Source organism: Bradyrhizobium sp. AUGA SZCCT0176 (assembly GCF_018130145.1).
Classification (GTDB): Bacteria; Pseudomonadota; Alphaproteobacteria; order Rhizobiales; family Xanthobacteraceae; genus Bradyrhizobium.
On sequence record NZ_JAFCMB010000003.1, the window covers coordinates 505,082 to 531,856 of the forward strand.

The window sequence follows — 26,775 nt, forward strand, 5'->3', positions numbered from 1 at the left end:
TTACTGGCAGGCTTCGCATTCGGGATTATCGATGGAGCACGCCACCGCACCGGACAAGTCCGGCGCGGTGGCGGCCAGCGGGACGATGATTGGGGCTGGAGCCATCATCGTCACGGAGGCGACACTGTTGAGCTTGCCGTCGGTGCCCTTGAGCGTGGACTTCTCGACATGCGTCGCGCTGCGCGAGCGCAGGTAATAGGTGGTCTTCAAGCCGCGGGTCCACGCCAGGCGATAAAGCGCGTCGAGCTTCTTGCCGGACGGGTTGGCGATATAGAGGTTGAGCGACTGCGACTGGTCGATCCATTTTTGGCGCCGCGCCGCCGCCTCGATCAGCCAGGCGCTGTCGATCTCGAACGAGGTGGCGTAGAGCGCCTTGAGATCATCAGGGATGCGGTCGATCGAGCCGACGCTGCCGTCGAAATATTTGAGGTCGTTGACCATCACCTCGTCCCACAACCCGCGCGCCTTGAGGTCACGCACCAGAAACTCGTTCACGACGGTGAAGTCGCCGGACATGTTGGATTTGACATAGAGGTTCTGGTAGGCGGGTTCGATCGACTGTGCGACGCCGCAGATGTTGGAGATCGTCGCCGTCGGCGCGATCGCCATCACGTTGGAGTTGCGCATGCCGGTCGATCTGACGCGTTCGCGCAAGCTGCCCCAATCGAGCGTCATGGAGCGGTCCATCGCGACGCCCCCGCGCGCTTCCGCCAACAGCTCGATGGAATCGATCGGCAGGATGCCCTGGCTCCACAGCGATCCGTCGAACGAGGGATAGCGACCGCGCTCGGCGGCGAGATCGACCGAAGCCGAGATCGCGTAGTAGGAGATCGCCTCCATGCTGGTGTCGGCGAACGTCACGGCTGCATCGGAGGCGACAGCGATCCGCATCGCCTGCAGCGCGTCCTGGAACCCCATCAACCCGAGACCGACCGGACGGTGCCGCAGGTTGGAACGCCGCGCTTCCGGAATGGTGTAGAAATTGATGTCGATGACGTTGTCGAGCATCCGCATCGCAATCGTCACGCTCTTCTTCAGCCGCGCCTCGTTCAGGCGACCGCCCTGGATGTGATTGAGCAGGTTGATCGAACCGAGATTGCAAACCGCGGTCTCGTCGTCGGAGGTGTTGAGCGTGATCTCGGTGCACAGATTGGAGGAATGGATGACGCCGGCATGGCGCTGCGGCGAACGGAGATTGCAGGGGTCCTTGAACGTGATCCAGGGATGCCCGGTCTCGAACAGCATGGTCAGCATCTTGCGCCACAAATCCGTGGCGCGGACCTGCTTGAAGACGCGAATTTCGCCGCGCGCCGCCTTGGCTTCATAGGCGGCATAGCGTTCGGCGAATTTTGTGCCGTAGAGGTCGTGCAGGTCGGGCGTCTCGTCAGGCGAGAACAAGGTCCATTCGCCGTCGGTTTCGACGCGTTGCATGAACAGGTCAGGCACCCAGTTCGCGGTGTTCATGTCGTGGGTGCGGCGGCGGTCGTCGCCGGTGTTCTTGCGCAGATCGAGGAATTCCTCGATGTCGATATGCCAGGTCTCGAGATAAGCGCAGACCGCGCCCTTGCGCTTGCCGCCCTGGTTGACCGCAATGGCGGTGTCGTTGGCGACTTTCAGGAACGGCACCACGCCCTGACTTTCGCCGTTGGTGCCCTTGATGTGGGCCCCGAGCCCGCGCACGCGGGTCCAGTCGTTGCCGAGCCCGCCGGAATATTTCGCCAGCAGCGCGTTGTCCTTGACCGACTTGAAGATGCCGTCGAGATCGTCCGCGATCGTGGTGAGGAAGCACGACGACAATTGCGGCCGCAGCGTTCCAGAATTGAACAGCGTCGGCGTCGATGCCATGAAATCGAAAGACGACAGCAAATCGTAGAATTCGATCGCGCGGGCCTCGCGATCGATCTCGCGGGTCGCAAGTCCCATCGCGACGCGCATGAAGAACGCCTGCGGCAGCTCGATGCGGTTGCCGCCTTCATGCAGGAAATAGCGGTCGTACAGCGTCTGCAGGCCGAGGAACTGAAACGCCAGATCGCGTTCCGGCTTCAGCGCCGCGGCGATTTTCTGCAGGTCGAAGCGCGCCAGATCCGGATCGAGCAACTCGGCCTTGATGCCGGTCTTGATATAGGCCGGGAAATATTCGCCGTAGCGGCCGGCCATATCGGCCTGCGAGGCGTTGGTCGGCACCCCATGCACGTAGGACAGCACTTCGGTGCGCAGCTTGTCGAGCAGCAGCCGCGCGCTCACGTAAGCGTAGTTGGGCTCCTGCTCCACCAGCGTCCGCGCAGCCATCACGGAAGCGAGCGCCAGTTCGTCCTGGCTGATGCCGTCGTAGATATTGCGCTGGGTTTCCGCGATGACGGGCGCGGCGTCGACGCCATCAAGACCGGCGCAGGCCTCGCCCACGATCAGCGCGAGCCGCCCGGTATCGAGCGGCACCTTGGTGCCGTTCGCCAGCGTCACATGCAGCACGGGTCCTGCCGCAGGCTTGGCCGATTTGGCGGCCTCCTGCTCGGCGCGCTGCCTGGTGCGCTCGTCGCGGTACAGCACATAGGCGCGCGCCACCTTGTGGTGCTCGCTGCGCATCAGCGCCAGTTCGACCTGGTCCTGCACGTCTTCGATGTGAAAGGTGCGGCCTTCGCTCATCCGGCGCGACAGCGCGCGGACGACCTCAGCGGTCAATTGTTCCACGACCTCGTGCACCCGGCGCGAGGCCGCCGCGGTGTGGCCCTCGACGGCGAGAAACGCCTTGGTCATCGCGACCGAGATCTTGCTGGCATCGAATTTCGAAACCGTGCCGTTGCGGCGGATCACCTGCATCGGAAGTTCGGCGTCCGGCGCGGCGAGCGATTCGGGACGCAACTGGAACAAGGGAGCGGTTTTGGCTTCGAGAGAAATGAGACCGGAAGATTCGGACATCGGCAGACCCCGTGGTGTTGTTGAGGCCGGATGTCTTTGGGGACGCTGCATCGAATGCGCGGCGGCAAACGCCGGCATGGATCTGCAAGCGACCGCCGGGACACCCCGCCCGTGGACGTTTTTTTCGGTGTCGCGGCAGGTCTCCTGGCTCGCAGGTCGTCGTTATTCCCTGTCTTCCCAATGCGAAGCCGCATCAGTGACGTAAAGGCGGGAACAACTCACTGCTTACAGTTGCGGGGGCAGCGTCGGAATTTCGCGCCCTTTGGCGCAATCACCGACTTCCCTCTTAGCCACCATGACTTGCGTCGTGATGGACCGTGACAACTACATCTGGTGCGATTTGGGTAATCGTGTCAATGGTGCGCTAGCCGAGCCTGCGAAAATTCTGGTTCACCCTGTTGAAGCTGTGAACAACCGCAACAACCGGCGATCGAGTTGACGGGCGCGCCGAGTTGCCAGTAAGTGGACGCGTCGTGGTTCTTCGGGATGGTTTTCCCGAAGCTAAGAGGGAAGCCGGTGTGAAGCCGGAGCTGCCCCCGCAACTGTAAGCGGCGAGCCGCTGTCCAACAAAGTCACTGAGACCCGCAAAGGTTTTGGGAAGACCGGACAGCAGCATTGACCCGCGAGCCAGGAGACCTGCCTCGACAACATAAACGTCCTCGGGCGGGGTGTCCCGGTGGTGCGGTTGCGATTCCGCGCGCCCTACCGTCCGGAATCCAGACGTGTCACTTCGGCCTTTGCCCCCAACTTTTGGGGTTAAGCCATGTCTGTTTCCAATGCGACTGCTTCTGTAAATTCTACCTCCTCACTTCCCGTCGCTTCGCTCGGCACGCCGCGCATCGGTCCGCGCCGCGAGCTGAAATTCGCGCTGGAGAGCTTCTGGTCGGGTACGACCGACGAGAAAGCCCTGATCGAGACCGGCATCGGGCTGCGTGCGGCCAATTGGGCGCGCCAGAAGAAGCTTGGTGTCAGCATCATCCCGTCCAACGACTTCACGTTCTACGACCAGGTGCTCGACACCTGCGTGATGGTCGGCGCCATTCCGAAAAGCTACGGCTGGAACGGCGGCACGGTTCCGCTCGCCACCTACTTCGCGATGGCGCGCGGCGCCCAAGGCGCGGCGCATGATGCGGACTGCGGCCACGCCCACCACGACGCGGCCCACGGCGTGCCGGCGCTGGAAATGACAAAATGGTTCGACACCAATTACCACTACATGGTGCCTGAACTGGAGAAGGATCAGACCTTCACGCTCGCCTCGCGCAAGCCGATCGAGGAGTATCTGGAAGCCAAAGCGCTCGGCTACCAGACTCGCCCGGTGCTGGTCGGCCCCGTGACGTTCCTCAAACTCGCCAAGTGCAAGGATGCGGGATTCAACACGCTATCGCTGCTAGACCGGTTGGTGCCGGTCTATATCGAGGTGCTGCGCGAACTCACCAAGGCCGGCGCGGAATGGGTGCAGATCGACGAGCCGTGTCTGGTCCTCGACCTCGACATGCCAGCGCAGCAGGCGCTGCATTATGCCTATGCGGAAATCACCAAGGCGGTGCCTGAGCTCAAGATCATGCTGGCCACGTACTTTGGCGGGCTCGGCGCCAACCGCGACACCGCGATGGCCCTGCCTGTCGCTGGCCTGCATCTCGACCTCGTGCGCGCGCCCGAGCAACTCGACGATCTCGCCGGTTTTCCAAAGGACCGCGTGCTGTCGCTCGGCATCATCGACGGCCGCAATATCTGGCGCGCCGATCTGAGCCGGCTGCTCGACCGGCTGGAACCTGTGGTCACCAGGCTCGGCGGCGACCGCGTGCAGCTCGCGCCATCATGCTCGCTGCTGCACGTCCCGATCGACCTCGCGCTGGAAACCAGCCTCGATCCCGATGTGAAGAGCTGGCTGGCGTTTTCGGTGCAGAAGATCGAGGAACTGGCGGCGCTCGGAACGGCATTGGCGCGCGGCCGCGTCCACGCCGACGCCATCCTGAAGGCCTCCGATGAAGCCGCAGCGGCGCGCAAAGCTTCGCCGCGGATCCACGATGCCAAGGTGGCGGCGCGTGCCGCCGGCATCGATAGCTCGATGCGCCGCCGCCTCAACGCGTTTACCGATCGCGCCGGCGTGCAGCACAGCCGCTTCAACCTGCCGGCCTTCCCGACCACGACCATCGGCTCGTTCCCGCAGACCGCGGATGTCAGGAACGCCCGCGCCGCGCATGCCAAGGGCGCGCTGACCGACGACGCCTATAAACTCTATCTGCAGAACCAGACCGCGCGCGCGGTGCGCTGGCAGGAGAATATCGGGCTTGATGTGCTGGTTCATGGCGAGTTCGAGCGCAACGACATGGTGCAGTATTTCGGCGAGCAGCTCGAAGGTTTCGCCTTCACCGGGTATGGCTGGGTGCAGTCCTACGGATCACGCTACGTCCGCCCGCCGGTGCTGTTCGGCGACGTGTCGCGCCCGAAACCGATGACGGTCGAGTGGTGGCGGTATGCGCAGTCGCTGACCAAGCGGCCGATGAAGGCGATGCTGACGGGGCCGGTGACCATTCTGAACTGGTCGTTCGTCCGCGACGATATTCCGCGCAGCGAAGCCTGCCGCCAGATCGCGCTGGCGATCCGTGACGAGGTCGCAGACCTGGAGGTCGCCGGTGCCGGGATGATCCAGATCGACGAAGCGGCCCTGCGGGAGGGCCTGCCGCTGCGCCGGTCGGAGTGGAAGACCTATCTCGACTGGGCCGTGGACGCCTTCCGCATCTGTTCGTCGGGCGTGCGCGACGACACCCAGATCCATACCCACATGTGCTACTCGGAGTTCAACGACATCATCGATGCGATCGGTGCGATGGATGCCGACGTGATCTCGATCGAGACCTCGCGCTCGAAGATGGAACTGCTCGACGCTTTCCGGAACTACCGCTATCCGAACGAGATCGGCCCCGGCGTCTACGACATCCATTCGCCGCGGGTGCCTGAAACCGCTGAGATGACCGACCTGCTCAAGCTGGCGCGGCTGCGGCTCTCCGACGCCCAGCTCTGGATCAATCCGGATTGCGGATTGAAAACCCGGAAATGGGAAGAGGTGCGGCCCGCTCTGGTCAACATGGTCGCCGCCGCCCGCGAATTGCGGGCGCTCGCTTAAACGCCCGCCCCGTCTCTCATCCCGGCACCATTGAAAGGATACGCCATGCGCTTCTGGATCGAATGCACGAGGTGCGAGGCCACCCACATCAATATCGCGCTGGTCGGCAGCATGTGGCGCGACGGCGAGCGCACCGTGCTCGCCTTCGTCGGCGGCGACGGCCAGCGCATCGAGGTCACCGAGACGCCGGAACAGATCATGGCGCTGCATCTCGGACCGCTGGCAAAGGCGTAACGACGCGATGACGGTGAGGCCTGATAATGCCTGGTCGGAAGCTTCTGTCGATCTTCGCAAGGTCGGCGCGAATCCGGATTACTGGTATCCGGTCGCATGGTCCCACGAGGTGAAGTCCGGCCAGACTTTCGCGGCGCGGTTCGCGGGCGAGCCGATCGTGCTGGTGCGCCCGAGTGAGGGCGCGATCTTCGCGCTGGAAGACCGCTGCGCGCACCGCCAGGTGCCGCTGTCGAAGGGAACGGTCGATGGCTGCACCCTGCGCTGCGTCTATCATGGCTGGCGCTACGACGCGTCGGGCGACTGCATCGACGTCCCCTATCTTGGTAAGGGCAAGAGGCCGAACGGCGTCCGCCGCTATCCCTGCTTCGAACGCGACGGGTTGATCTTCGTATGGCCCGGCACAGGACCTGCCGCCGCCCCCTTGCCGCAGATCGGCGCAGCCGCTGATAACGCCTACAAGACACGGCGGTTCGGCAAGCTCGTCGCCTGCCACTACACTTTCATGCATGAGAATTTGATGGACATGAACCATCAGTTCCTGCACCGGCGCACCACCGGAAAAGTCGTGCCGCGCTATCTCGGCAGCCGCGCCGGCGAACGCTGGATGGAAGTCGATTACAGTTTTGCCCGACCTGGCGAGAAGCCGCCCCTTGGCGAGGCCGTCATCGTCGGCGGCCTGCGCGGCCGTGCCGGCACGGCGCGCGACTTGATGACGGTGCGCACCGAATATCCCTACCAGACCCTGCAGATGTGGACGAAGGGCGACGCACCGGTTCTCAACGTATGGCTCGGCTACACGCCCATCGATGCCGCGCAGCGCCGTAACCGGACCTTCGTGGTGCTGTCGGTGCGCAAACCCAGAATTCCCGGCATCCTCGATCTCGGCTGGCCGGTGCTGGCCTGGTTCACCAACCGGGTCTTTTCGGAGGATTGCGAGATCGTCGAGATGGAACAGGCCGCACATGACGCGCAAGGCGCCGACTGGAACAGGGAAGTGTTTCCGCCGATCCACGCGCTGCGAAAACTGTTGCGGGAGTGCGGGGAGCCAGGCAGTAGCCCGGATGGAGCGCAGCGAAATCCGGGACGCACGTGACGTCGCGGCATGCCCCGGATTTCGCTGCGCTCCATCCGGGCTACAGCGATTCCGAGCCGCTCCCACGTCTTGCCGTTGATCCTCATGGCGCCGGACCAGGACGCCACCATAAAAAAACGCGGCGTCACCGCCGCGTTTTCTATTTCAGATGCAAACCCGCTTAGGCCTGCGGTTGCGGCTCCAGGCCGGGATCCGGATCGGGGCGCGGGCGCGACTTGCCGGCGGGCGGCACAGCCGACGCGCGCGGCGTGGTCGGCTCAAGCACCGACTCGCGGTTCGGCTTCTTGCCATTGAGCAGGTCGATGATCTCGTCACCGGACAGCGTCTCGAATTCGAGCAGGCCCTTGGCAAGCGCTTCGAGGTCGGCGCGCTTTTCCGTGAGGATGCGCGTCGCTTCGTTGTAGCCGTCTTCGACGAAACGCCGGATCTCGGTATCGATCTTCTGAACCGTTGCCTCCGATGCGTTCTGGGTGCGCGACACCGACATGCCGAGGAAAACCTCGTCCTGATTCTCGCCATAGGACACGGTGCCGAGCGCCTCGGACAGGCCCCAGCGCGTCACCATCATGCGCGCCAGGCGCGTGGCCTGCTCGATGTCGGATGACGCACCAGAGGTAACTTTTTCGCGGCCGAAGATCAGCTCTTCGGCAACCCGGCCGCCCATCATGATCGCGAGCCGCGACGTCATCTGCTCGAGCGACATCGACAGCTTGTCACGCTCGGGCAGCTGCATCACCATGCCGAGCGCACGGCCGCGCGGGATGATCGTGGCCTTGTGGATCGGATCGGTGGCGACGACGTTGAGGCCGACGATGGCGTGACCGCCTTCGTGATAGGCCGTCAGCAATTTCTCTTCCTCGGTCATGACGAGCGACTTGCGCTCGGCGCCCATCATCACCTTGTCTTTTGCTTCCTCGAACTCGGCCTGGGTCACCATGCGCTTGTTGCGGCGGGCGGCGGTCAAGGCGGCTTCGTTGACGAGGTTCATCAGGTCGGCGCCGGAGAAGCCCGGCGTGCCGCGTGCGATGGTCTTGAGGTTGATATCCGGCGCCAGCGGCACCTTGCGGACATGGACCTTGAGGATCTGCTCGCGGCCGACAACATCCGGGTTCGGCACCACGACCTGGCGGTCGAAACGGCCAGGGCGCAGCAGCGCGGGATCGAGCACGTCGGGACGGTTGGTCGCCGCGATCAGGATCACGCCTTCATTGGCCTCGAAGCCGTCCATCTCGACCAGCAACTGGTTGAGGGTCTGTTCGCGCTCGTCATTACCGCCGCCGAGACCGGCGCCACGATGGCGGCCGACCGCGTCGATTTCGTCGATGAAGATGATGCAGGGCGCGTTCTTCTTGGCCTGTTCGAACATGTCGCGGACGCGGCTGGCGCCGACGCCGACGAACATTTCAACGAAGTCGGAGCCCGAGATCGTGAAGAATGGCACGTTGGCTTCGCCCGCGACCGCACGCGCGATCAGCGTCTTGCCGGTGCCGGGAGGGCCGACCAGCAGCACGCCGCGCGGAATCCGTCCGCCGAGGCGCTGGAATTTGCCGGGGTCGCGCAGGAATTCGACGATTTCCTGCAAATCCTGCTTGGCTTCGTCGACGCCCGCGACGTCCTCGAAGGTGACGCGGCCATGCGCCTCGGTCAGCATCTTGGCGCGCGACTTGCCGAAGCCCATCGCCTTGCCGGCGCCGCCCTGCATCTGGCGCGACAGGAAGATCCACACGCCGATCAGCGCGATAAAGGGCAGCCAGGAGACCAGCAGCGACACGAACCACGGCACGTTGTCGCCGGGCGGCTTCGCACTGACGTTCACCTTGGCATCAACCAGGCGCTTCACCAGCGACGGATCGTTCGGCGAGTAGGTCTGGAAGCTGGAGCCGTTGGTGAAGGTGCCGTGGATCTCCGGCCCCTGGATCACGACGTCGCGGACGGTGTTCTTTTCGACCTCGCTCACGAACTGCGAAAACGTGATGTCCTGCGAGGACGCGCGCTGACCCGGATTCTGGAAAAGCGTGAACAGTGCCAACAGCAACAAAACAATGATGACCCAGAGGGCGAAATTGCGCAGATTGGCGTTCATCGATCTTCCTTCGTGGCCGCGCGGATCGCGGCCTTATGTCCTTGGGCAGTAAACCTTGGGTCGTCAGGTGAGAAACCCCCGGAGCACTGCTTACAATCTAGGTGGCGCCTGGGTCGATGCCAAGGGAACCACGCAGGACTATTTAACGCATCCTAGCGCGATTCCCGGTCAAATAATGGCGTAAGAATCAGCGTTTTTCGGGGGTGGTTAAGACTCCCCGCCGGTTTATGACGGGATATCGAGGCTTGGGCTTGCCTCTCATCCCGGCCTGCGACGACGCGGGGGAGCCGGCTCGACGTGAATTCGGCCTCCAATCAGGCTGATTGCGGCGCCCGCGAGGGTCTGCTTCAACTTCGGCTGGCCTTCCGATACCGCCCGATCCAGTACCGTCAGCAGGGCCTCGACCTTGCCGAGTTCCGCAGGCCCCTCGTGACCGACGCGGTCGATGGCCCGCATCAGCAGCCGAAGCCGGATTTCCTCAGGCAGACCCGCAAAGGCTGACGCATCGAAGCCAAAACGCGCGGCGTCATGGCGGTCCCTCAGCGCCAGATAGCGCTCGGCGCCATCGACGAGCACTTCCAGCGCGGCATTGGCCCGCGCCAGCCGCGACGCCAGCCGCGCCAGGATTCTCGCATCGCCGCCCTCTTCCGCCAGCGCCGGCATCAGCGCCCGCAAACGAGGCCGCGTGTAATTGACGTCGCGGTTGGTCGGATCATCGGCGAAGGCGATCCTGGCCTTGTTCAATGTCGCGATCAGTTGCGATTTCGGGACATCCAGCAACGGCCGCGCCAGCCACACGCCGTCGCGTTCCGATTGGCGCGCCATCGCCGCCAGACCGGCGATGCCGCTGCCACGCAGCATCCGCATCAACAATGTCTCGGCCTGGTCATCGCGGGTATGCGCGGTGAGGATATGGGTCGCTCCACCAGCGCGTGCTGCCTGCGCCAGCAGGCGATAGCGCGCCGCCCGCGCCGCGGCCGGCACGCCCGTGTTCGGCTTGGCTCCATGCCAGCGCAGCGTGCGATGGGGCAGATCGAGATGCCTGGCGAGCTTTTTGACGTCACGCGCCTCGATCACGGCTTCATGCCGCAAGCCGTGATCGACGGTCACCGCGATCAATCGCGGCCCGCGCTTCAGGGCACGGCGCCAGCGCGCGGCGAGCCACATCAGGGCGATAGAATCAGGTCCGCCGGAAACGGCGAGCACGATCGCGGGCGCAGCCTTCCAGTCGGCGAACAGAAGTTTCGCCTGGCTCGCCGTGATCGCGGAATGGTCGTCCTCTGCCATGGGCCGACCATACCGTTTTCAAGCGAGGGCTGTCCCGCACTTGATGGGGCTCAGCCGAACGAGCGAAAGCTCAGCACTTCACCCGCTTCTGCTCGCGGTCCACGGCGGCCTTCACGCCGGCCGAGGCGCGCGGATATTTCCGCGTCACTTCGCCAAGCGCGGCGCAGGCCGCTTCCTTTTCCTTCAGCGCCGCCAGCGACTGGCCGAGCCGCAGCAGCGAGTCCGGCGCCTTTGCGGACTTGTCGAACTTGGTGGTGACGCCGAGAAAGGCTTCCGCGGCATCGCGATATTGCTGGCGCTGGAAGAAGCTTTCGCCAAGCCAATATTGCGAATCCGCGATCAGGGGATCGCTCGGATATTTCTGCGCGAAATTTTTCATGGTCTCTTCGGCGAGCGCATAATCCTTGCGCTGCATGTAACCGATGCCGAGATCGAACTCGTCCTTGGGCGTGGCCGAAGGCGGCAGCGTCGTCAGCGCGGCGCTGGCGCCGGGCGCACGCACGGGCGGCGGCGCGCCGCCGGGATCGCGCGGGCTGGTCGCGCCGAGGTCGAGCGGCTCGCCCCGTCCGCGGCCGCCGGGCGCCCCGACCGGCGCGTCGTTGGCAACCGGCAACTGACCGCCACCGAGCGCGCGCGGCGCGCCGGGGGCGTTCGGATTCTGGTTGGGGTCGAAGGCGTCGCCGCGGCGGCGGCCGGTCGCCGGTGCTGCTGCCTGCTCCTGCATGATCGGCGGCGGCGCCGCGATCTGCGGCTGCTCATAGGACGGCTGCGCCTGCGGATAGCCCTGCTGTCCCTGCGGATAGCCTTGCTGCGCCTGGGGTTGCCGGGCGGGCGGATAGGCCTGGACCGGGGGCGGCACCGCGGCCACGCTGGGCTGGGCCGCCGGGGGCTGACCGGCAGGTGCTACCGCCGCACCGCCACCAAGCTGCCGCAGGCGCTCCTCGAGCTGGCGGTTACGATATTGCAGTTCCTCGTTCTGGCCGGTGAGCTGCCGCAGCTGGTTCTCGAGCCGCTGGATCCGCATATCCGCGTCGGCGTCGTCGGATTGCGCCTGGACCGGCGGGGAGCTTTGCGGAGAAGAGGACCACGGGAACGATACCTGTGCGAAGGAGGCCTGCGAAGACAAGGAGAGCATCGCGGCAATCGCCGCGGCGCCGATCGCATTGAGAAACCTGAATGACATTTTGCCCTGACGACGAAAATTCGGCGTGACATCGAAAGCCGAACACATTGAGAGAGGGAGTACGCCAGAATTGTGACTGGCGTTTCCGAATCCGGAAGCCGGATTTCGGTATGGTTTAGTATCAGCTTCAAAACAAGCAAGCGGCTTGCTCGGCGGGCCGTTCATCAACGGAAGGGATCAGGCCCATGCACGCACCCGTGAACGGGGTGATCTTCGACGTCGAAGCCGCGAAACTGGTTGCCCGACGGAGCGGACGCTGGCCGTCATTCGCGGCTTCATCATGAGACCAAAATGAAACCGGCGCCCGAAGGCGCCGGTTCTGAACTCGGTAGTCGCAGCCGCTCAGGCGCCGGCGTTCAGCACCGTGACCGCGCGGCGGTTCTGCGACCAGCAGGAGATGTCGTTACACACGGCGACCGGGCGTTCCTTGCCGTAGGAGATCGTGCGCATGCGGTTCGGATCGACGCCGCGCGAGGCGAGATAGCTCCGTACCGACTGGGCGCGCCGTGCACCGAGCGCGATGTTGTATTCGCGGGTGCCGCGCTCGTCCGCATGGCCTTCGATGGTGAAGGAATAGCGGTTGTAGGTCTGCAGCCACTGCGCCTGCTTTTCCAGGGTCGCGATCGCCTGCGGGCTGAGCTCGGTCTGGTCGCTCTCGAAGAACACGCGGTCGCCGACATTGACCACGAAGTCCTGCTGGCTGCCCGGGGTCGCCGCACTCGCCATCGCCCCCTCGGCGCCGACGTTCTTGTTGGCGCAAGCGCCCATCGACAGGGCCACCGCGAGTACCGCGACCAGTTTCAATCCCTGGAGGATGCGCATCTGATGTTTCATTCCGGAGCCTCCACGCTCACGTTTTCCGACTGTTATCCGGTCTACAGGGCGATGGTTAAGCGAACGTTCCGTCAACCTTGATGGAACCTTGCCAGACCCGATCAAATGCCGACAAACCGTGAAAAGCGCCCACGATGGTTAATGGTTTGTAAATGTGGCGCGACGGTGAAGGCAAGCACAGGCGGGGCCGAAATCGCCCTTTTGGCGTTGGCATCGCGGACAGTACCGGGCTGAGGACACGTCAGGCGGCGGGCCAGGGCCCGGCAGCGGGGCCCCGATCAGCCGCGAAGCCGGCGGATCAGGCGTTTGGAACGATCGAGGCGCTCTCGAACGAGATGACGCCCCCCTGCGGGGAGAATTGGCGCTCGCCGGCGCGCTGGAACAGCATCCGCCGCTCGAAAGCACTTGAGCGCATGATGGGAAAACGGGTCATGACGCGTTCCCGCACGGCCCGGTAATCGGACGCCATCAATGCCACCTTTGGCAAGAATCCCGGAAACGAACGCGGGTCGGCGATGACCTCGGACATGAAGACCCGGCGATAGAATGCCTGGTGCTCCGCACGAACGAGCGCGAGCCCGAAATCGGCGTTGAAATGCTCGCATGCCATATAGGCCAGCCGGACCGTCAGATAGGGGATCTCAGGGAACTGCCTGGCTTTTTCGGGGAGCGCAGCAAGACGAAGCGGATCGATGAAGACTTCGCCTTGATCGATGCGCGGGTGAAGAACATCGCCGAACAAATCGACCGAACCGGAAATCCGACATTCTGACGTCACGACGTTGAGGCGGAGCGAACTACAGAGTTCTCCGTCAATGTAGATTCCGAACATCCAGGCGTTGGGCGCATCGTCGTAATGATCGCTGACGCGCTGAGACTCCGACGGCGCGGTTACTCCGCCATGCAGATAGGCTTTGTAACGCATCAAATAGATGGAATCCTTTTCCTCGGGAGTTTCCATGAGCCGGTAGTCGACGCGATCAGACAGTCCCGACTCCGGCACAAAAAGCGACGTGCGCGGTTCGGATCTGGACTTCATCTGATACTCCATAACTTCAACTTCCGAACAACTTGTGCGAGTGCGAAAGCTTAACAGCTCCTTAACAAAATTGCAAAGCTATCGAGACGTTAGGGTTAACCTCGCGGCCGTCTGCACGCGCATCTGAACCCGTAAGATTACGGAGGTTGTGTCAGGAAACTACGGAGGTTGTGTCAGGCGATTGAGCGCGATGGAACCACAACCAGCGGTTCGTCCGGCGAACGGCGGCCGTGGGAGGCGTTCAGCAGCTGGCGGATCCGCGCCGCTGGAACCGGCCGGCTGAACAGATAGCCCTGCGCCTCGGTCACCGCGCCATCGGCACTGACCAGTTCCAGTTGCTGGTTGGTCTCGATGCCCTCGACCACGACCGACATGCCGAGATCGGCCGACAGCCGCGCCACGCCGCGCAGCAACGTCAACGGACGATCGGTATCGATGCCTTCGAGGAAGGAGCGGTCGATCTTCACCTTCTGCAATGGGAAGTTGTGAAGATAGCTCAGGCTGGAATAGCCGGTGCCGAAGTCATCCAGCGAGATCCGCACGCCGAGCGAATGCAGCTGCGACAGCACGTCGTGCGTCAGCTGCGTGTTGCGCAGCAGCGAGGATTCGGTGATCTCGATTTCGAGACGGTCCGCCGGCAGGCCGGAGACTTCGAGCGCGTAGCGAACTTCGCTGAGCACGTCGCGCTGATGGAATTGCTGCGGCGAGAAGTTGACGGCGACGCTGACGGCCTCGGGCCACTTCATGCATTCCATGCAGGCCTTGCGCAGAATCCAGCGGCCGAGATCGACGATCAGGCCCATATCCTCGGCGACGGGAATGATATCGATCGGCGACACCGTGCCGCGGACCGGATGATTCCAGCGCAGCAGCGCCTCGCAGGTCGAGATCTTGCCGGACTTGATATTGACCAGCGGCTGATAGAACAGCTCGAACTCCTCGTTCGCCAGCGCCTTGCGCAGGTCGAGTTCCAGGATGCGGCGCGCTTCGACGGTTTGCGCCATCTCGTCGCGGAAGAAGCAGAAGGTGCCACGCCCGTCCGCCTTGGCGCGGTACAGCGCCATGTCGGCGTTCTTGAGCAGCGTGTCGGCGCTGACACCGAGAGAGGTCATGGCGATGCCGACGCTGGCGCCGATCTCGACCAGATGATTGTCGATCTTGTAGCGCTCGCTCAGCCGGTCGACGATGCGCCGGGCGAGACCCGCCGCGTCCTCGTGGGAGTGAATGTCCTGTTGGAACACGACGAATTCGTCGCCGCCGAACCGCGCCACGAAGTCCTCGGGCCGCAACATCTCGCGCAACCGCCCGGCGACCGCGCACAGCAACTGGTCGCCGCAGGGATGGCCCAGCGTGTCGTTGACCTGCTTGAACTGATCGAGGTCGACGAACAGCAGCGCCGACAACCTCTCGGCGCCCTGCTGTATCGCCATCAGGCGCCCGATCTCGTCGCGGAAATTGACCCGGTTGGGAAGCTCGGTGAGTTCGTCGTAACGCGCAAGATGGCTGATCTTGGCTTCCGCGTCGCGCCGCTCGGTGATGTCTTCGAGCAAGACGACCGCGCCTCCGCCCGCCATCGGCTGGAACGTCCATGACAGCGACCGGTTGCGCGTGGCGTCGGGATCGGTCGTGATCATGTCCCGCGCCTGCGAACTCTCGATTTCCGACAGGATCATGCTGCCGCTTGCGTTCGAAATCGAACCGGAGGCGACGCAGGCAGCGATGATGTCGGCCGCACTGACGCCGCCCTGCACGGAATCGTCGGACAGCTGCATCATGTTGCTGAACCGGTGGTTCATCACGGCCAGGCGGCCGTCAGCGCCGAACATGCAGAGCCCGTGCGGCATGTTGTTCAATGCGGTATCGAACTGGCCGGCCAGCGCCGCCTCGCGTTCGCGCGCCACCAGCGCCTGCATGAAAATTCGGTGCAGATTGGCCGAGATCTGCAGCACCGCTACGAGGAACGCGGTGCACACGACTGACATCGCGATGTAATAGGGGGCACCACGCAACGCCAGCGCGATCACGGTTGGACCGTAGATGAGTGCGGCCTGCAGTTGGAATACCCACTGCCGTCCATAGGCCCTGCCCGCACCTAACGCCAAGGTCCCGGTGGTGGTGGACAGGCAGATCATATGAGCCACGGCATCATCAGTGAACAGCAGCGTCGCGGAGCACCATGTGCCGAGCGCGGTGGCTTGGATCATCGCGCCGATCTGATGATACCTCTTCCAGCGCGCAGCTTCCTCAACAGTCGGGGTCGATTTGCGCGCGTGGTACCGCTGCACGATGAATGCGCGGACGACGCCAGCGAAGACGAGCAGCGCGACACACGCCCAGATCAGCGTTGAGCCCGTCTTCAGCGCGGTCATCGCTGCGGCGCCGGCGCCGAAGGCGAGGCCCGTCAGCATCGGAGCGGAAGTCTCGAACAGCGAATCGATCAGCGCCGCGCGAAGATATGGCGACGTTTGTTGATCCGGCTCTCCGCTCTGTTTGGCAAGCTGCATTTTCGGGCGCACGTCCTTTGGATTAGACGTTGTACCCTTTGCAGATGAAGTCTTTCTGAGCGAACATCGTTACCAAGACGTTGCTTTTCGTTTCCCGCCGTAGAAATCTGCCTTATAAATCAGCATGCTAGGCAATGTTTGCCGATTAACGCCCTAACCCGTGGAACGCTCAGGACAACAGCGGAGACCATGCCGGATCGGAGGCGAAGCCGGGGGTCGGAACCCGCAACTCGTTGCGTCCGGAGATATCGACGGTGAACAATGAAGGGCCGCTGTTGCCGCCGGGCTCGCGGAAGAACATCAGCACCCGGCCGTTCGGCGCAAAGGTCGGGCCTTCGTTGTGGAAGCCCGAAGTGAGAATGCGTTCGCCCGATCCGTCCGGCTTCATGATGCCGATCGCGAATTGACCACCGCCCTGCTTGGTGAAGGCGATGTAGTCGCCGCGCGGCGACCACACCGGCGTCGAATAGCTGCCCTCCTGGAACGAAATGCGCTGCGCGCCGCCGCCGGTCGCCGGCATCACGTAGATCTGCGGCTTGCCGCCGCGATCGGACTCAAAGCAGATGCGGGCGCCGTCCGGCGAATAGGACGGCGAGGTGTCGATCGCCGGCGTGTCGGTCAGCCGCGTCGTCGATTTCGAGCGCAGGTCCATCACGAACAGGTTCGAATTGCCGCCCTGCTGCAGGCTCATGATGACGCGCTGGCCGTCCGGCGAGAAGCGCGGCGAGAACGACATGCCCGGGAAGTTGCCGACGATCTCGCGCTGCCCGGTCTCGATGTTGAACAGATAGACGCGCGGATCGCCCTGCCCGAACTCCATATAGGTGATTTCCTGGGTCGACGGCGAAAACCGCGGCGTCAGCACCAGGTCGGCGCCGCGCGTCAGATATTTCACGTTGGCGCCGTCCTGATCCATCAAGGCCAGCCGCTTGACGCGGCGTTCCTTGGAGCCGCTCTCGTCGACGAACACCACACGGCTGTCGAAGTAGCCTTTTTCGCCGGTCAGGCGCTCGTAGATCTGGTCGGAGATGATGTGGGCGATCCGCCGCCAGTATTCCGGCGAGGTGAAATATTGCTGGCCGGTGAGCTGCTGGCCGGTGTTGACGTCCCAGAGCCGGAATTCGGCCTTGAGACGGCCGTCGCCCTGCCGCGTCATGCGGCCGGTCACCAGCGCCTGCGCGTTGATGGTTTTCCAGTTCTGGAAGCTCGGTGCCGCGTCGATGTTGATGGTCTTTTCGACGTAGGCCGCCTGGTCGATCGGCGCGAACAGACCGCTGCGCTTGAGGTTGTTGGTGATGACCTGCGTCACGCCGACGCCGACTTCGGCGTCAGCCGGCGTGCCGGCCGTGAAATTCGGGATCGCGATCGGCAGCGGAACGAACTCGCCTTCGGGAATAGGAATGCGCTTGGGCGCTTGCGCAAAACCCTCTCGAATGGATACGGCAGAGACCGCACCGAGCGCGGCCATTCCGGAAATGATTTGCCGGCGGCTCGGGCGCAACACATCAGGCAACACAATTTTGTCTATCATCGCTTCAAACTTTGCTCGTGTTGGCGTTCGCTGACTGCGAACCCCGTCAGACTTTTTCCCTGAAGACCGGTGCGAAGTATTTCCATTCCTCAAAGAACGCGGCCGGCAGATTGTAAGGCTGGCACTCGATAATGGCGCGCAGTGCGCTCTCCTGGTAGACACGAAGGAACGGCGTTGCCGGAGTGCCTTCGGGCACCGGCATCCCTTCCAGCGTGCCATCACGCTTCAGGCGGATCGCAAAGGCGACTTCCGGCTTTTGCGACTCGATGCCGCCATAGGGCTTCTTCCAGCACCGCTCGACCTGCCGCTGGAACAGCGCGCCCCAAGTCGCGGAATTGTCTGCTGCCGTGCCCTTTGAAGTGCCGAGCGCGGCGTTGGAATTCAGCGTGGAACCAGTCGCGGCTTGCCGCGTCGCGTCGCGCTTGTCCAAAAGCGCCGCAATCTGCGTTTGATCGAAATGCCGTTCGACGATCTTCTGCTTCTGCTCCGGCGGTTTTGCCGCCGGCTGGGCGACCGGCTTCGGCGGCGGCTTCTTCTCTTCCTTCTTGATGGCTTCCGCGATCGGATCGACCTTCGGCGGATCCGGCTTCTTCTCCGGCTTCGGCTCTTCCTTGGGCTTTTCGGCGACCTTCGGCGGATCTGGTTTTTTCTCGACCGGCTTCTCCTCGGCCTTCGGCTGCGGCGGCGGCGCAGTTTCGGTAATGACCGGCGCCTTTTCGCTCACCTTGCCGACGGCGTCGTCGAGCGGCTTGGCTTCGGCGACTTTTTCCACCAGCGGCTTAGGATTTTCCTTCTTGCCGGTCTTCGAACCGGCCATGACCTTTGCGAGTTGATCAGAGGAAATGACATCGACGGCGACCGATTCCTCCGGCGTCATTTCGTAAGCCTTGGTCGAGAACGACACCAGTCCGTACCCCAGCACGAGGACGTGCAGGGCGACCGACGCAGCCAGTGTCTTGTCGATCTTGAGCTTCACTTAAGTCTTTCCGCTCCGCGCAAAAACGGGCTCGCTCACGAGCCCCCCTCGGGGATGATCACGATGTTCGCCTTGAACCCCGCCGTCCTAATATACCCCAATAACTTCATCATATCCGTGTAACAGACGTCTTTATCGCCGCGCAGGTAGACCACGCTTTCGGCTTCCGACCGGGTTTCCTTGATAGCCTTGATCTTGGGCAGCAACTCGGCGGCCGGGATCAGGGCATCCCCCAGATATAATTCGACATTCGAATTGCAGGAGCCGCCGGTGCGCTTGACCGACAGCGTCAATGGCGGGGCGTTCGACGCCAGCGACTTGCCGCCGCTTGCGATCGGCAGATCGATATCGATGGTCGAGGTCATCAAGGGTGCGGCCACCATGAAGATGATCAGCAGCACCAGCATCACGTCCACCATCGGCGTGACGTTGATCTCCGCCATCACGGCGGCGCGTCGCCGGCCGCGGCGTCCACCGCCACCTGCCGAACCTGCCATGTTCATCGCCATGATCGGATGCCCACAATGCTCACGATTGACCGCTCCTCACGCCGTATATCCAGGGCATGATCTGGTCCGAAAACCGGTTTCCACTTTTCGGGATCATGCCCGCTCGTCGATCTGGCGCGACAGGATCGCTGAAAATTCGTCGGCGAACCCCTCCAGCCGCTGGGCCTGCCGGTTCACCTCGGAAATGAACTTATTGTAGAAAATAGTCGCCGGAATGGCAGCGATAAGGCCGATCGCGGTGGCAAACAGCGCCTCCGCGATACCAGGCGCCACCACCGCCAGCGAGGTGTTCTTCGAGGCCGCGATCGACTGGAAGCTCGACATGATGCCCCAGACGGTTCCGAACAGGCCGACGAACGGCCCGGCCGAGCCGACGGTGGCCAGCACCAAAAGCCGCCGTTCCAGCCGCTCGACTTCACGGGCGATGGAGACGTTCATCACCTTCTCGATCCGCATCTGCAGGCCGGCAAAGGACCGGGTCTGGCTCTCGAACGAACGTTTCCATTCGCGCATCGCCGCCACAAAGCACGCTGCCATGGATTGCGTCGGCTTGGCGGAGAGCGAACGGTAAAGCTCCTCGATCGATTGCCCGGACCAGAACGCCTGTTCGAAACGGTCCATCGCGCGCTTGGTGCGCGCATAGAGAAAGATCTTGTCGATGGCGATCGCCCAGACCCAGACCGAACAGGCGAGCAGCCCCAGCATCACCGACTTGACGACCCAGTGCGCCTGCAGGAACAGCGAAATCAGCGACACGTCTGACGCGGCCAGCGACAGCGATTGCGTTTCGACCTGTTGGGCGCTGGCGGACGAAGCCGTTGCCAGGAGGCAGGCCAGCGTCGCGAACTGCAGGAATCTCCGGATCACCAGATCATATCCTCTCAATGCTCTCGTTTGGGCATGATCCTCGTCGGAAAACCGGGTCTCACTTTTCCGGATCATGCTCTATCTCTTGTTTGGAGCATGATCTTTTCGGAAAACCGGGTCCCACTTTTCCGGATCATGCTCCTTCCCAAATTCCTCCGGGAGCGACTGGCTGCCCGTTCCACAGCCGCGCATCGGGCGCGGCGAAAAATGCGCCAGCGCGAGAGCCTCATTGGTGTCGCATGGGGGGCCCGTCCAAAGCCGGGTCCTGCTTCCCCTGCCAACGTGTCAAAACGAGGGCTATCCGCGCGTCTTTACGTCCCTAACCAGACGCTAATCTTGGTTAATGCGAGGTTACCAAAGGAGATTTTGGCTGCCGGAAATCAAGGCAGGCCGGGCGGTTATGGGGGCTGGAACCGGGTTCCCGAGGCCCCTCCCTAGGGTCTTGCTCGGTGTCGTCCCGGCCTTCAGCCGGGACCCATACGCCGCGGCAGTTATTGTTTACAGAAGGTCCCTAACGCCAGCGCTCCAACCGATGGGCCGCGGAGTATGGGTCCCCCGATGCGCAATTGCGCATCTGAGCTCAAGGCCGGGACGACGGCGGTGTTTGTCGTTGTACCGTGCACTAAACGCACTTTCACCTTCTCGCGACGCATTACGCCCGAGCTTTGCCAGAAACTTCCCGCCCTCTCGTAAGAGGGCGCAGGGAAGACCGGGTGCGCGCTGCACCCGCGGTCCCGTGTGCGGTTAGCACAAGAAATGCTGCACACGAGCATACAGGGCAGCGGAGAACACCCGGCCTTCCCTGCGCAATGGCTTTACGGCTTATGCCGTGATCTCCCCGGAGACGAGTTCTTGGTTGACTCCGTCACCGCCGTTTCCGCTTGCGCTTCTCCGACGGCTTGACGCCAGCAACGGGCGCCAGGACCACACGGTTTTGCCGTACGCTTTTGTCGCGTTACGTCTTCGCGACATCAGCGTCCACCGCAACCCGTCCAACGTCCGTGACGACGGCCGACGCCCTCTGAGTGGGACGGGATGGCGGGAATATGCCCCTGATTTTACTTCCGGTAAACAGAAATGTTTTTTATTCTGGGGCTTGACACGGTTTCCGATAATCGGAACTGATTTGCCCGTCGGGTTGTTTTGTCGCACCCTCTGCACGAGATAGTGCTTGCGCGCGGAGCGACGCAGTTCCCGGCGCGTCCCTGCGCAAACGCATTGCTCAGGCGGAAATCTTCGGCTGCGGGCAGTTCGTCAATCGCGCCGGCATGCCGACGGCGGTACATCCGGCCGGCACGTCTTGCTCGATGAGCGCGCCGGCACCGATCTTGGCGAAGTCGCCGATGCTGACGTCACCCAAAATCGTGGCGCCGGTGCTGAGCAGCACGCCGCGGCCGATCCGGGGCGTGCGGCCCGGCATTGCCTGTTTCCGGCCGATGGTGACATTTTGCAGGATCGTCACCTCGTCGCCGATGACGGCAAACGCGCCAATAATGATGCCGGTCGCATGATCGAGATACACCGACGTGCCGATCGAGGCGGAAGGATGGATGCTGACCTGCAGCGAATCCGACGACAGGCTTTGCAGCATTAGCGCGAGGTCGGTGCGCTCGTGACGCCAGAGCCAGTTGGAGACGCGCCAGGCCTGCAGCGCGACATAGCCCTTGAAGTTGAGCAGCGGCGGCAGCAGCCGATTCATCGCGGGATCGCGAACGGCGATGCTTTGCAGATCGCGGCTCGCCGCCTCGATCAGGTCGGGCGCGGCGTGAAAGGCCTCGCGGGCAATGCGGGCGAACTGCTCGCGGTCGTCCGCGCGCTTGCCGAACCGTTCACCGATCTGATGGGCGATCGCGCTGCCAAGATCGGAATGATCGAGGATCGCTGATGACAGCGAGGCGCCGAACAGGGGATCGACGGCGAGCGCCGTTTCCGCCTCGTGGCGGACGGACAGCCAGAGCTGGTCGACCGGTGTGATTGCATTCTCAGTCATCGCCGTTGGCTCCAAGTGCAGCATCGGCGCGAATATAAGCAGTCCAGGGACCTCCGCCAGCGCAAGCAGCGTCGCTTCCGGCCGCGTCGGACCGGTTGCGGGCAATGGCGCAGCACCCGATATTGGCGGCAACCGGCCATCTTTCATTCTTTGGTGCGCCGTGTGGAGGCGGACCCGGATGGAATCAGTGATCGATATCCGCCCGTTCAGGATCGACGATGCCGCGCAGGTGCAAGACCTGTTTGTCAGGGTCAACCGGCTGTTGGCGCCGCCTCCGATGAAGCAGGCATTTGAAGACTATATCGCGGCTTCTCTCAGGGAAGAGATCGATCAGATCAGCAGCTACTACGGCAGAAAGCAGGGCGGCTTCTGGGTAGCGGTCAAGGGAGGGAAAGTCGTCGGGATGTTCGGACTTGAACCGTCATCGACAGAGGCGATGGAACTGCGCCGCATGTATGTCGATCCCGATGCCCGGCGTCGGGGCATCGCACGAAAAATGCTGGGTTTCGCGGAAGACGAGTGCCGACGACGCAACCGGCTCCGGATGGACTTGAGCACGTCAGAGTTACAGGGCGACGCCCTGTCACTCTATCGAAACGCCGGATATCAATTGGTGCGCGAAGAGGTCGCCATCGCGGCCAGCAACAAGACGCTGGGCGGCGGCATTCGCCGTTTCCATTTCACCAAACTACTTTGAGGCGGCGACGGATGGTGCCGGTCTGCGCAAGGAGCAATCCGTCCACGAATCGTCAGGACTGTTCAAAGGCAGCCCATGCCGACTCGGCGGCCTGGCTTTGTCGGGCGACGGGGCGGAAAAGACGAATTTCGATGGGGATCTGCAAATCCGCAGCGCCCGCTTCAACCAGTCGTCCGGCAGAAATGTCCTCTTCGGCCAAAGTCCGCGGCAGCCAGGCCACGCCGTCTCCAGCGCGCGCCATCGACAGCAGGGTCGCAGCCAGATGGGACGTAAAGATCGTTTCGAGCGCAAAGGCTCGGTCTTTCGTCCCCCATTGGGCGGCCACGATGCGTCCCAATCCCGACTGCGCACTATAGGCAAGGTATTTGACCGGCTTGCCGCCGCGAAGCCGCCAGTGCGGAGCTCCATTTTTGCCGGGCGCGCTGAGTGGAACGAGCGTATCGGATCCGACCACGATGCTCCTGAACTGGCGGGACTCGAGCCGGCTGCTCATTTGCCGGTGGTGGTGGCAAAGCAGAAACTGCGCATCGCCGCGCAGCATCATCTGCTCGCACGCCTGCATGCTGTCGGAAATCAGGTTGAGATTCCCAAGCGCCAGAACCCTTTCATTGCCGCGAACCCACTTTGGAAAAAATGTGAAGGAGAGAGCGTGGGTCGCCGCGATCGACAAGAGCTTTGCAGTGCTGCCGGAAACTTCCAGCGTGTCGCGGCGCAGTTGATGCACCGCGCGGGTCAGTATCTCCGCCTGATTGTGGAAATGTTCGCCCGCCGGGGTCAGCGCGACGCCATGCGTCGTGCGGGTGAACAAGTCAGCGCCGACCCAGCTTTCGAGCGCGCGAATTCTGCGGCTGAAGGCCGGCTGGGTGACGTGGCGTGCCTCGGCCGCCCTTGAGAAGTTCAGGGTTTCGGCAAGCGCCAGGTAGTCCTCGAACCAGATCAGTTCCATTGGTAATGCCGTATCAACATAACCAATTCAGGTAATAGCATTGGCCTTGAAGCAAATCCAGCCATACTAGCCATTCCGAACGGGCTTGCTGCTGTCGTTATCAGCATGACCAGCGCCTCCAAACAACGGCCGATGGAAGGAAAACATCATGCGTATCGTCGACGTCGTCGAAATCACCAAGCCGATCGCCTCTCCGATCCGCAACGCCTATATCGACTTCTCGAAAATGACGGCGAGCCTCGTCGCCGTGGTAACGGATGTCATGCGCGACGGTCGCCGCGTCGTCGGATACGGCTTCAACTCCAATGGCCGCTATGGTCAGGGCGGCCTGATCCGGGAGCGCTTCCGCAATCGCATCATCGAGGCCGAGCCTGCAAGCCTGCTCGACGACGCCGGCACCAACCTCGATCCGCATCGCATCTGGGCAGCGATGATGTCCAATGAAAAGCCGGGCGGGCATGGTGAGCGCTCGGTGGCGGTGGGCACGCTCGACATGGCGGTCTGGGACGCCGTCGCGAAGATCGCCGGCAAGCCGCTGTTTCGCCTTCTCGCCGAAAAGAAGGGCCGTGAGGCCAATCCACGTGTCTTCGTGTACGCGGCAGGCGGCTACTACTATCCGGGCAAGGACAATTCGGCGCTGCAGACGGAGATGCGCGGCTATCTCAACCGAGGCTACAACGTGGTGAAGATGAAGATCGGCGGCGCCTCGATCGACGAGGACCGCGGACGGATCGAAGCCGTGTTGAAGGAGATTGGCTCGGAAGCGCGGCTTGCCGTCGACGCCAACGGACGTTTCGATCTCGAGACCGGGATCGCTTACGCGAAGATGCTGCGCGATTACCCGCTGTTCTGGTACGAGGAGATCGGCGATCCGCTCGACTACGCTCTACAAGCCGCCATGTCGGAATTCTATCCGGGTCCGATGGCGACCGGCGAAAATCTCTTCTCGCACCAGGACGCGCGCAATCTGCTCCGCTACGGCGGCATGCGGCCGGATCGCGACTGGCTGCAGTTCGACTGCGCGCTGTCGTACGGGCTTGTCGAATATCTGCGGACGCTCGATGTCCTGGCACAGCATGGCTGGTCGCCGTCACGCTGCATCCCCCATGGCGGACACCAGATGTCGCTGAACATCGCGGCAGGTCTCGGCCTCGGCGGCAATGAGAGCTACCCGGACCTCTTTCAACCGTATGGCGGCTTTCCCGACTCCGTTCGCGTCCAGGACGGCCACATCGTGATGCCCGACCTTCCCGGCATCGGCTTTGAGGGCAAATCCGACCTGATAAAGGTGATGCGCGAACTGGCTGAATGACGAGATCGGCCGTGAGTTACAAGGCTTCCGACCAAACCTGCAAGACGCCGCGTATCGGCACAAAGCAAACCGCCCGTCTGTGCTGATCACAAACGGGCGGCTCGTTAGCCTTCAGGCGCTATGGGGGCACATCGCCCGAGGCGTTAGCTCACGACTGGAAGTTCAGCTTTGCGGCTGATCGTTCGGCGGGGTCGGACGCGGCTTGTGCTGCGCCATGAACTGGTCGAACTCTTCCTTGTCCTTGGCGTGACGCAGGCGATCGAGGAAGTCGCGGAATTCGACCTGCTCTTCCTCGAGGCGCCGCAGCGTCTCGGTGCGGTATTCGTCGAAGGCGCGGTTGCCGCTCGAGGGCGGGCCGAAACCGCCGAAGCCGAAACCACGGCGCTCCATGCGGCCGCGCATCCGGTCCATCTTGTACTGCATCCGCTCCATCTTGTTCTGCCAGCGATCCTGGTGACTCCAGCAACCCATTTTTCTGCTCCCGAGTGTGAAAAAGAGAAGGGCAAGCCCGATCGGCCACCAGATGATGAAGCCGAGGATGGTTACGGCGATCCAGCCAGGATGCCAGGGGCTATCCAGCATATGCGGGGGCCGACTGGTTTCTTCAGCGGGGCCGCGCCATCGATTGACATCTGCGGTGTAGGCCATTTCCCTCTCCATGACGGCGATCACGCCGTTGTGAATGTAAATAACATTTACATACCTAAACCATCCACGTTTTTTGTCAAGCGGGCGGCAAGCGGCCGTCGTTAAATTATTTTGGAGAGCCCCAAGGACCCGCCGGCGGAACCGGCGGCGGGCCTGACGGCTTCGGGTCTGCCGGGTCCTTCGCGGCAGGCCTGCGATCGGTCGGGAAGCCGAGACCGCGCAGATAAATCAGCACTTCGGCTTCCAGCAGATCTTCGGCCGACATCGGCAGCTTGCGGCGCGCCGCATCGCCGCGGGCGAACAGCGACGCCACGCCGTGCGACATCGACCAGATGTGCAGCGCCATCATCATCGCCGGCGGCCGCGGCATGCCCGGCGGCACCAGCGCAGCGAGGCGCTCGGCTGCCGCCCTGATCACCGCGAAGGCGCGTTCGCTCGCCGCCTGCAATGTGGGACTGAGATCGACGGGAAGGCCGGATTCGAACATCGCCGAGTAGAACGCCGGCTCATTGCGCGCGAAGGCGAGGTAGGCTTTGCCGAGCCGCTCGAACGCCGTGACGGTGTCGGGGCGGCCGTCGTCCCAGGCTTGCAGCAAGAGCGCCTCGAACTGCTCGAAGCCGCGCTGCGCGATCGAGGACAGCAATTCGTCGCGATCGCGAAAATGCCGGTAGGGCGCCGCCGGGCTGACGCCGGCCATGCGCGCGGCGTCGGCAAAGGTGAAACCGGCCGCGCCCTTTTCGGCGATCAGGCCGAGCGCCGCCTGCAGCAACGCCTCTTTCAGATTGCCATGATGGTAGCCGCGCTCGGCGCGGCGCTCTTCCTTGCGCCAACTCATGTGAAAGGCTTTTACATGAGTTGGCTATAAAGGTCACTTATTTTGAGCGTTCAGGAAGGTTAACAGGCGGAAATGCGTGGGTCCAAGCTGCTCCACCGCCTCAAACGGCGTGCTTCGCTCGTCTGGAACCAAAAAACGGAAGAAGCGAGCGCAAGCCGGGA

General features: G+C 63.0%; 19 protein-coding genes, 2 pseudogenes and 2 riboswitches. Of the genes and pseudogenes, 6 read left to right on the forward strand and 15 right to left on the reverse strand.

Annotated elements, in window-relative coordinates; genetic code table 11:
• The gene (locus JQ600_RS10600) at nucleotides 1–2,916 is read right to left on the reverse strand and encodes a ribonucleoside-diphosphate reductase subunit alpha (protein ID WP_212390231.1); all 2,916 of its coding nucleotides are present in this window, start codon (nucleotides 2,914–2,916) and stop codon (nucleotides 1–3) included.
• A gap of 116 nt (nucleotides 2,917–3,032) precedes the next feature.
• Nucleotides 3,033–3,251: riboswitch (cobalamin riboswitch) on the reverse strand.
• A gap of 122 nt (nucleotides 3,252–3,373) precedes the next feature.
• Nucleotides 3,374–3,575: riboswitch (cobalamin riboswitch) on the forward strand.
• 104 nt (nucleotides 3,576–3,679) lie between these two features.
• Between JQ600_RS10600 and metE the strand changes: the two genes are divergently transcribed.
• From metE to JQ600_RS10615, 3 genes are read left to right on the forward strand one after another with little or no spacing between them, the layout of a single operon-like run.
• Nucleotides 3,680–6,046, forward strand: a complete 2,367-nt coding sequence (gene metE / locus JQ600_RS10605) for a 5-methyltetrahydropteroyltriglutamate--homocysteine S-methyltransferase (RefSeq protein WP_212390232.1) — start codon at nucleotides 3,680–3,682, stop codon at nucleotides 6,044–6,046.
• Between the two features lie 45 nt (nucleotides 6,047–6,091).
• A complete protein-coding gene (locus tag JQ600_RS10610; RefSeq protein WP_212390233.1) occupies nucleotides 6,092–6,280 on the forward strand; it encodes a hypothetical protein in 189 nt (62 codons plus the stop codon).
• 7 nt (nucleotides 6,281–6,287) lie between these two features.
• A complete protein-coding gene (locus JQ600_RS10615) occupies nucleotides 6,288–7,373 on the forward strand; it encodes an aromatic ring-hydroxylating dioxygenase subunit alpha (RefSeq protein ID WP_212390234.1) in 1,086 nt (361 codons plus the stop codon).
• A gap of 160 nt (nucleotides 7,374–7,533) precedes the next feature.
• Here the strand turns inward: JQ600_RS10615 and ftsH are convergent, their stop codons facing one another.
• The 10 genes from ftsH to tolQ form a co-directional block, all read right to left on the reverse strand.
• Nucleotides 7,534–9,456 (reverse strand): ATP-dependent zinc metalloprotease FtsH, encoded by a 1,923-nt coding sequence (ftsH, locus tag JQ600_RS10620; RefSeq protein ID WP_192736823.1) that lies wholly within the window; start codon nucleotides 9,454–9,456, stop codon nucleotides 7,534–7,536.
• 258 nt (nucleotides 9,457–9,714) lie between these two features.
• Complete coding sequence (gene tilS / locus JQ600_RS10625) at nucleotides 9,715–10,743, reverse strand: tRNA lysidine(34) synthetase TilS (protein ID WP_212390235.1); 1,029 nt, start codon at nucleotides 10,741–10,743, stop codon at nucleotides 9,715–9,717.
• Nucleotides 10,744–10,813: 70 nt separating this feature from the next.
• On the reverse strand, nucleotides 10,814–11,926 hold the full coding sequence (gene ybgF / locus JQ600_RS10630) for a tol-pal system protein YbgF (RefSeq protein WP_212390236.1): 1,113 nt from the start codon (nucleotides 11,924–11,926) through the stop codon (nucleotides 10,814–10,816).
• Nucleotides 11,927–12,268: 342 nt separating this feature from the next.
• The gene (gene pal / locus JQ600_RS10635; RefSeq protein WP_212265594.1) at nucleotides 12,269–12,760 is read right to left on the reverse strand and encodes a peptidoglycan-associated lipoprotein Pal; all 492 of its coding nucleotides are present in this window, start codon (nucleotides 12,758–12,760) and stop codon (nucleotides 12,269–12,271) included.
• A 298-nt stretch (nucleotides 12,761–13,058) separates the two neighbouring features.
• On the reverse strand, nucleotides 13,059–13,799 hold the full coding sequence (locus tag JQ600_RS10640) for an N-acyl amino acid synthase FeeM domain-containing protein (protein ID WP_212390237.1): 741 nt from the start codon (nucleotides 13,797–13,799) through the stop codon (nucleotides 13,059–13,061).
• Between the two features lie 173 nt (nucleotides 13,800–13,972).
• A complete protein-coding gene (locus JQ600_RS10645; protein WP_212265592.1) occupies nucleotides 13,973–16,303 on the reverse strand; it encodes a bifunctional diguanylate cyclase/phosphodiesterase in 2,331 nt (776 codons plus the stop codon).
• Between the two features lie 169 nt (nucleotides 16,304–16,472).
• Nucleotides 16,473–17,771: a Tol-Pal system beta propeller repeat protein TolB gene (gene tolB / locus JQ600_RS10650; protein WP_409363321.1), complete on the reverse strand. Its 1,299-nt coding sequence runs from the start codon at nucleotides 17,769–17,771 to the stop codon at nucleotides 16,473–16,475.
• Nucleotides 17,772–17,880: 109 nt separating this feature from the next.
• Nucleotides 17,881–18,810, reverse strand: a complete 930-nt coding sequence (locus JQ600_RS10655) for a protein TolA (RefSeq protein WP_212390238.1) — start codon at nucleotides 18,808–18,810, stop codon at nucleotides 17,881–17,883.
• 35 nt (nucleotides 18,811–18,845) lie between these two features.
• Nucleotides 18,846–19,319, reverse strand: coding sequence for a biopolymer transporter ExbD (locus JQ600_RS10660; protein ID WP_212265590.1), 474 nt, complete (start codon nucleotides 19,317–19,319; stop codon nucleotides 18,846–18,848).
• A gap of 93 nt (nucleotides 19,320–19,412) precedes the next feature.
• A complete protein-coding gene (tolQ, locus tag JQ600_RS10665; protein ID WP_212265669.1) occupies nucleotides 19,413–20,096 on the reverse strand; it encodes a protein TolQ in 684 nt (227 codons plus the stop codon).
• A 1,261-nt stretch (nucleotides 20,097–21,357) separates the two neighbouring features.
• Here tolQ and JQ600_RS37575 point away from each other — a divergent pair.
• A pseudogene (locus JQ600_RS37575) lies at nucleotides 21,358–21,585 on the forward strand (hypothetical protein); the annotation flags it as partial.
• Here the strand turns inward: JQ600_RS37575 and JQ600_RS10670 are convergent.
• Nucleotides 21,502–22,323: pseudogene (locus JQ600_RS10670) on the reverse strand (hypothetical protein); the annotation flags it as partial. The pseudogenes JQ600_RS37575 and JQ600_RS10670 overlap by 84 nt on opposite strands.
• A 31-nt stretch (nucleotides 22,324–22,354) precedes the next feature.
• On the opposite strand from JQ600_RS10670, the gene JQ600_RS10675 reads away from it, so the two are divergent.
• The gene (locus JQ600_RS10675) at nucleotides 22,355–22,873 is read left to right on the forward strand and encodes a GNAT family N-acetyltransferase (RefSeq protein ID WP_212391608.1); all 519 of its coding nucleotides are present in this window, start codon (nucleotides 22,355–22,357) and stop codon (nucleotides 22,871–22,873) included.
• Nucleotides 22,874–22,925: 52 nt separating this feature from the next.
• Here JQ600_RS10675 and JQ600_RS10680 read toward each other — a convergent pair whose 3' ends face one another.
• On the reverse strand, nucleotides 22,926–23,819 hold the full coding sequence (locus tag JQ600_RS10680; protein ID WP_212391607.1) for a LysR family transcriptional regulator: 894 nt from the start codon (nucleotides 23,817–23,819) through the stop codon (nucleotides 22,926–22,928).
• A gap of 148 nt (nucleotides 23,820–23,967) precedes the next feature.
• Between JQ600_RS10680 and JQ600_RS10685 the strand changes: the two genes are divergently transcribed.
• Nucleotides 23,968–25,131 carry a mandelate racemase/muconate lactonizing enzyme family protein gene (locus JQ600_RS10685; protein WP_212391605.1) on the forward strand — a complete coding sequence of 388 codons (1,164 nt, stop codon included), beginning with the start codon at nucleotides 23,968–23,970 and terminating at the stop codon, nucleotides 25,129–25,131.
• Between the two features lie 162 nt (nucleotides 25,132–25,293).
• Here the strand turns inward: JQ600_RS10685 and JQ600_RS10690 are convergent, their stop codons facing one another.
• Entirely contained in the window at nucleotides 25,294–25,779 is a 486-nt protein-coding gene (locus JQ600_RS10690) for a DUF2852 domain-containing protein (protein ID WP_211999528.1), read from the reverse strand.
• A 106-nt stretch (nucleotides 25,780–25,885) separates the two neighbouring features.
• Nucleotides 25,886–26,614, reverse strand: coding sequence for a TetR/AcrR family transcriptional regulator (locus tag JQ600_RS10695; protein WP_212391603.1), 729 nt, complete (start codon nucleotides 26,612–26,614; stop codon nucleotides 25,886–25,888).
• Nucleotides 26,615–26,775: the final 161 nt, after the last annotated feature.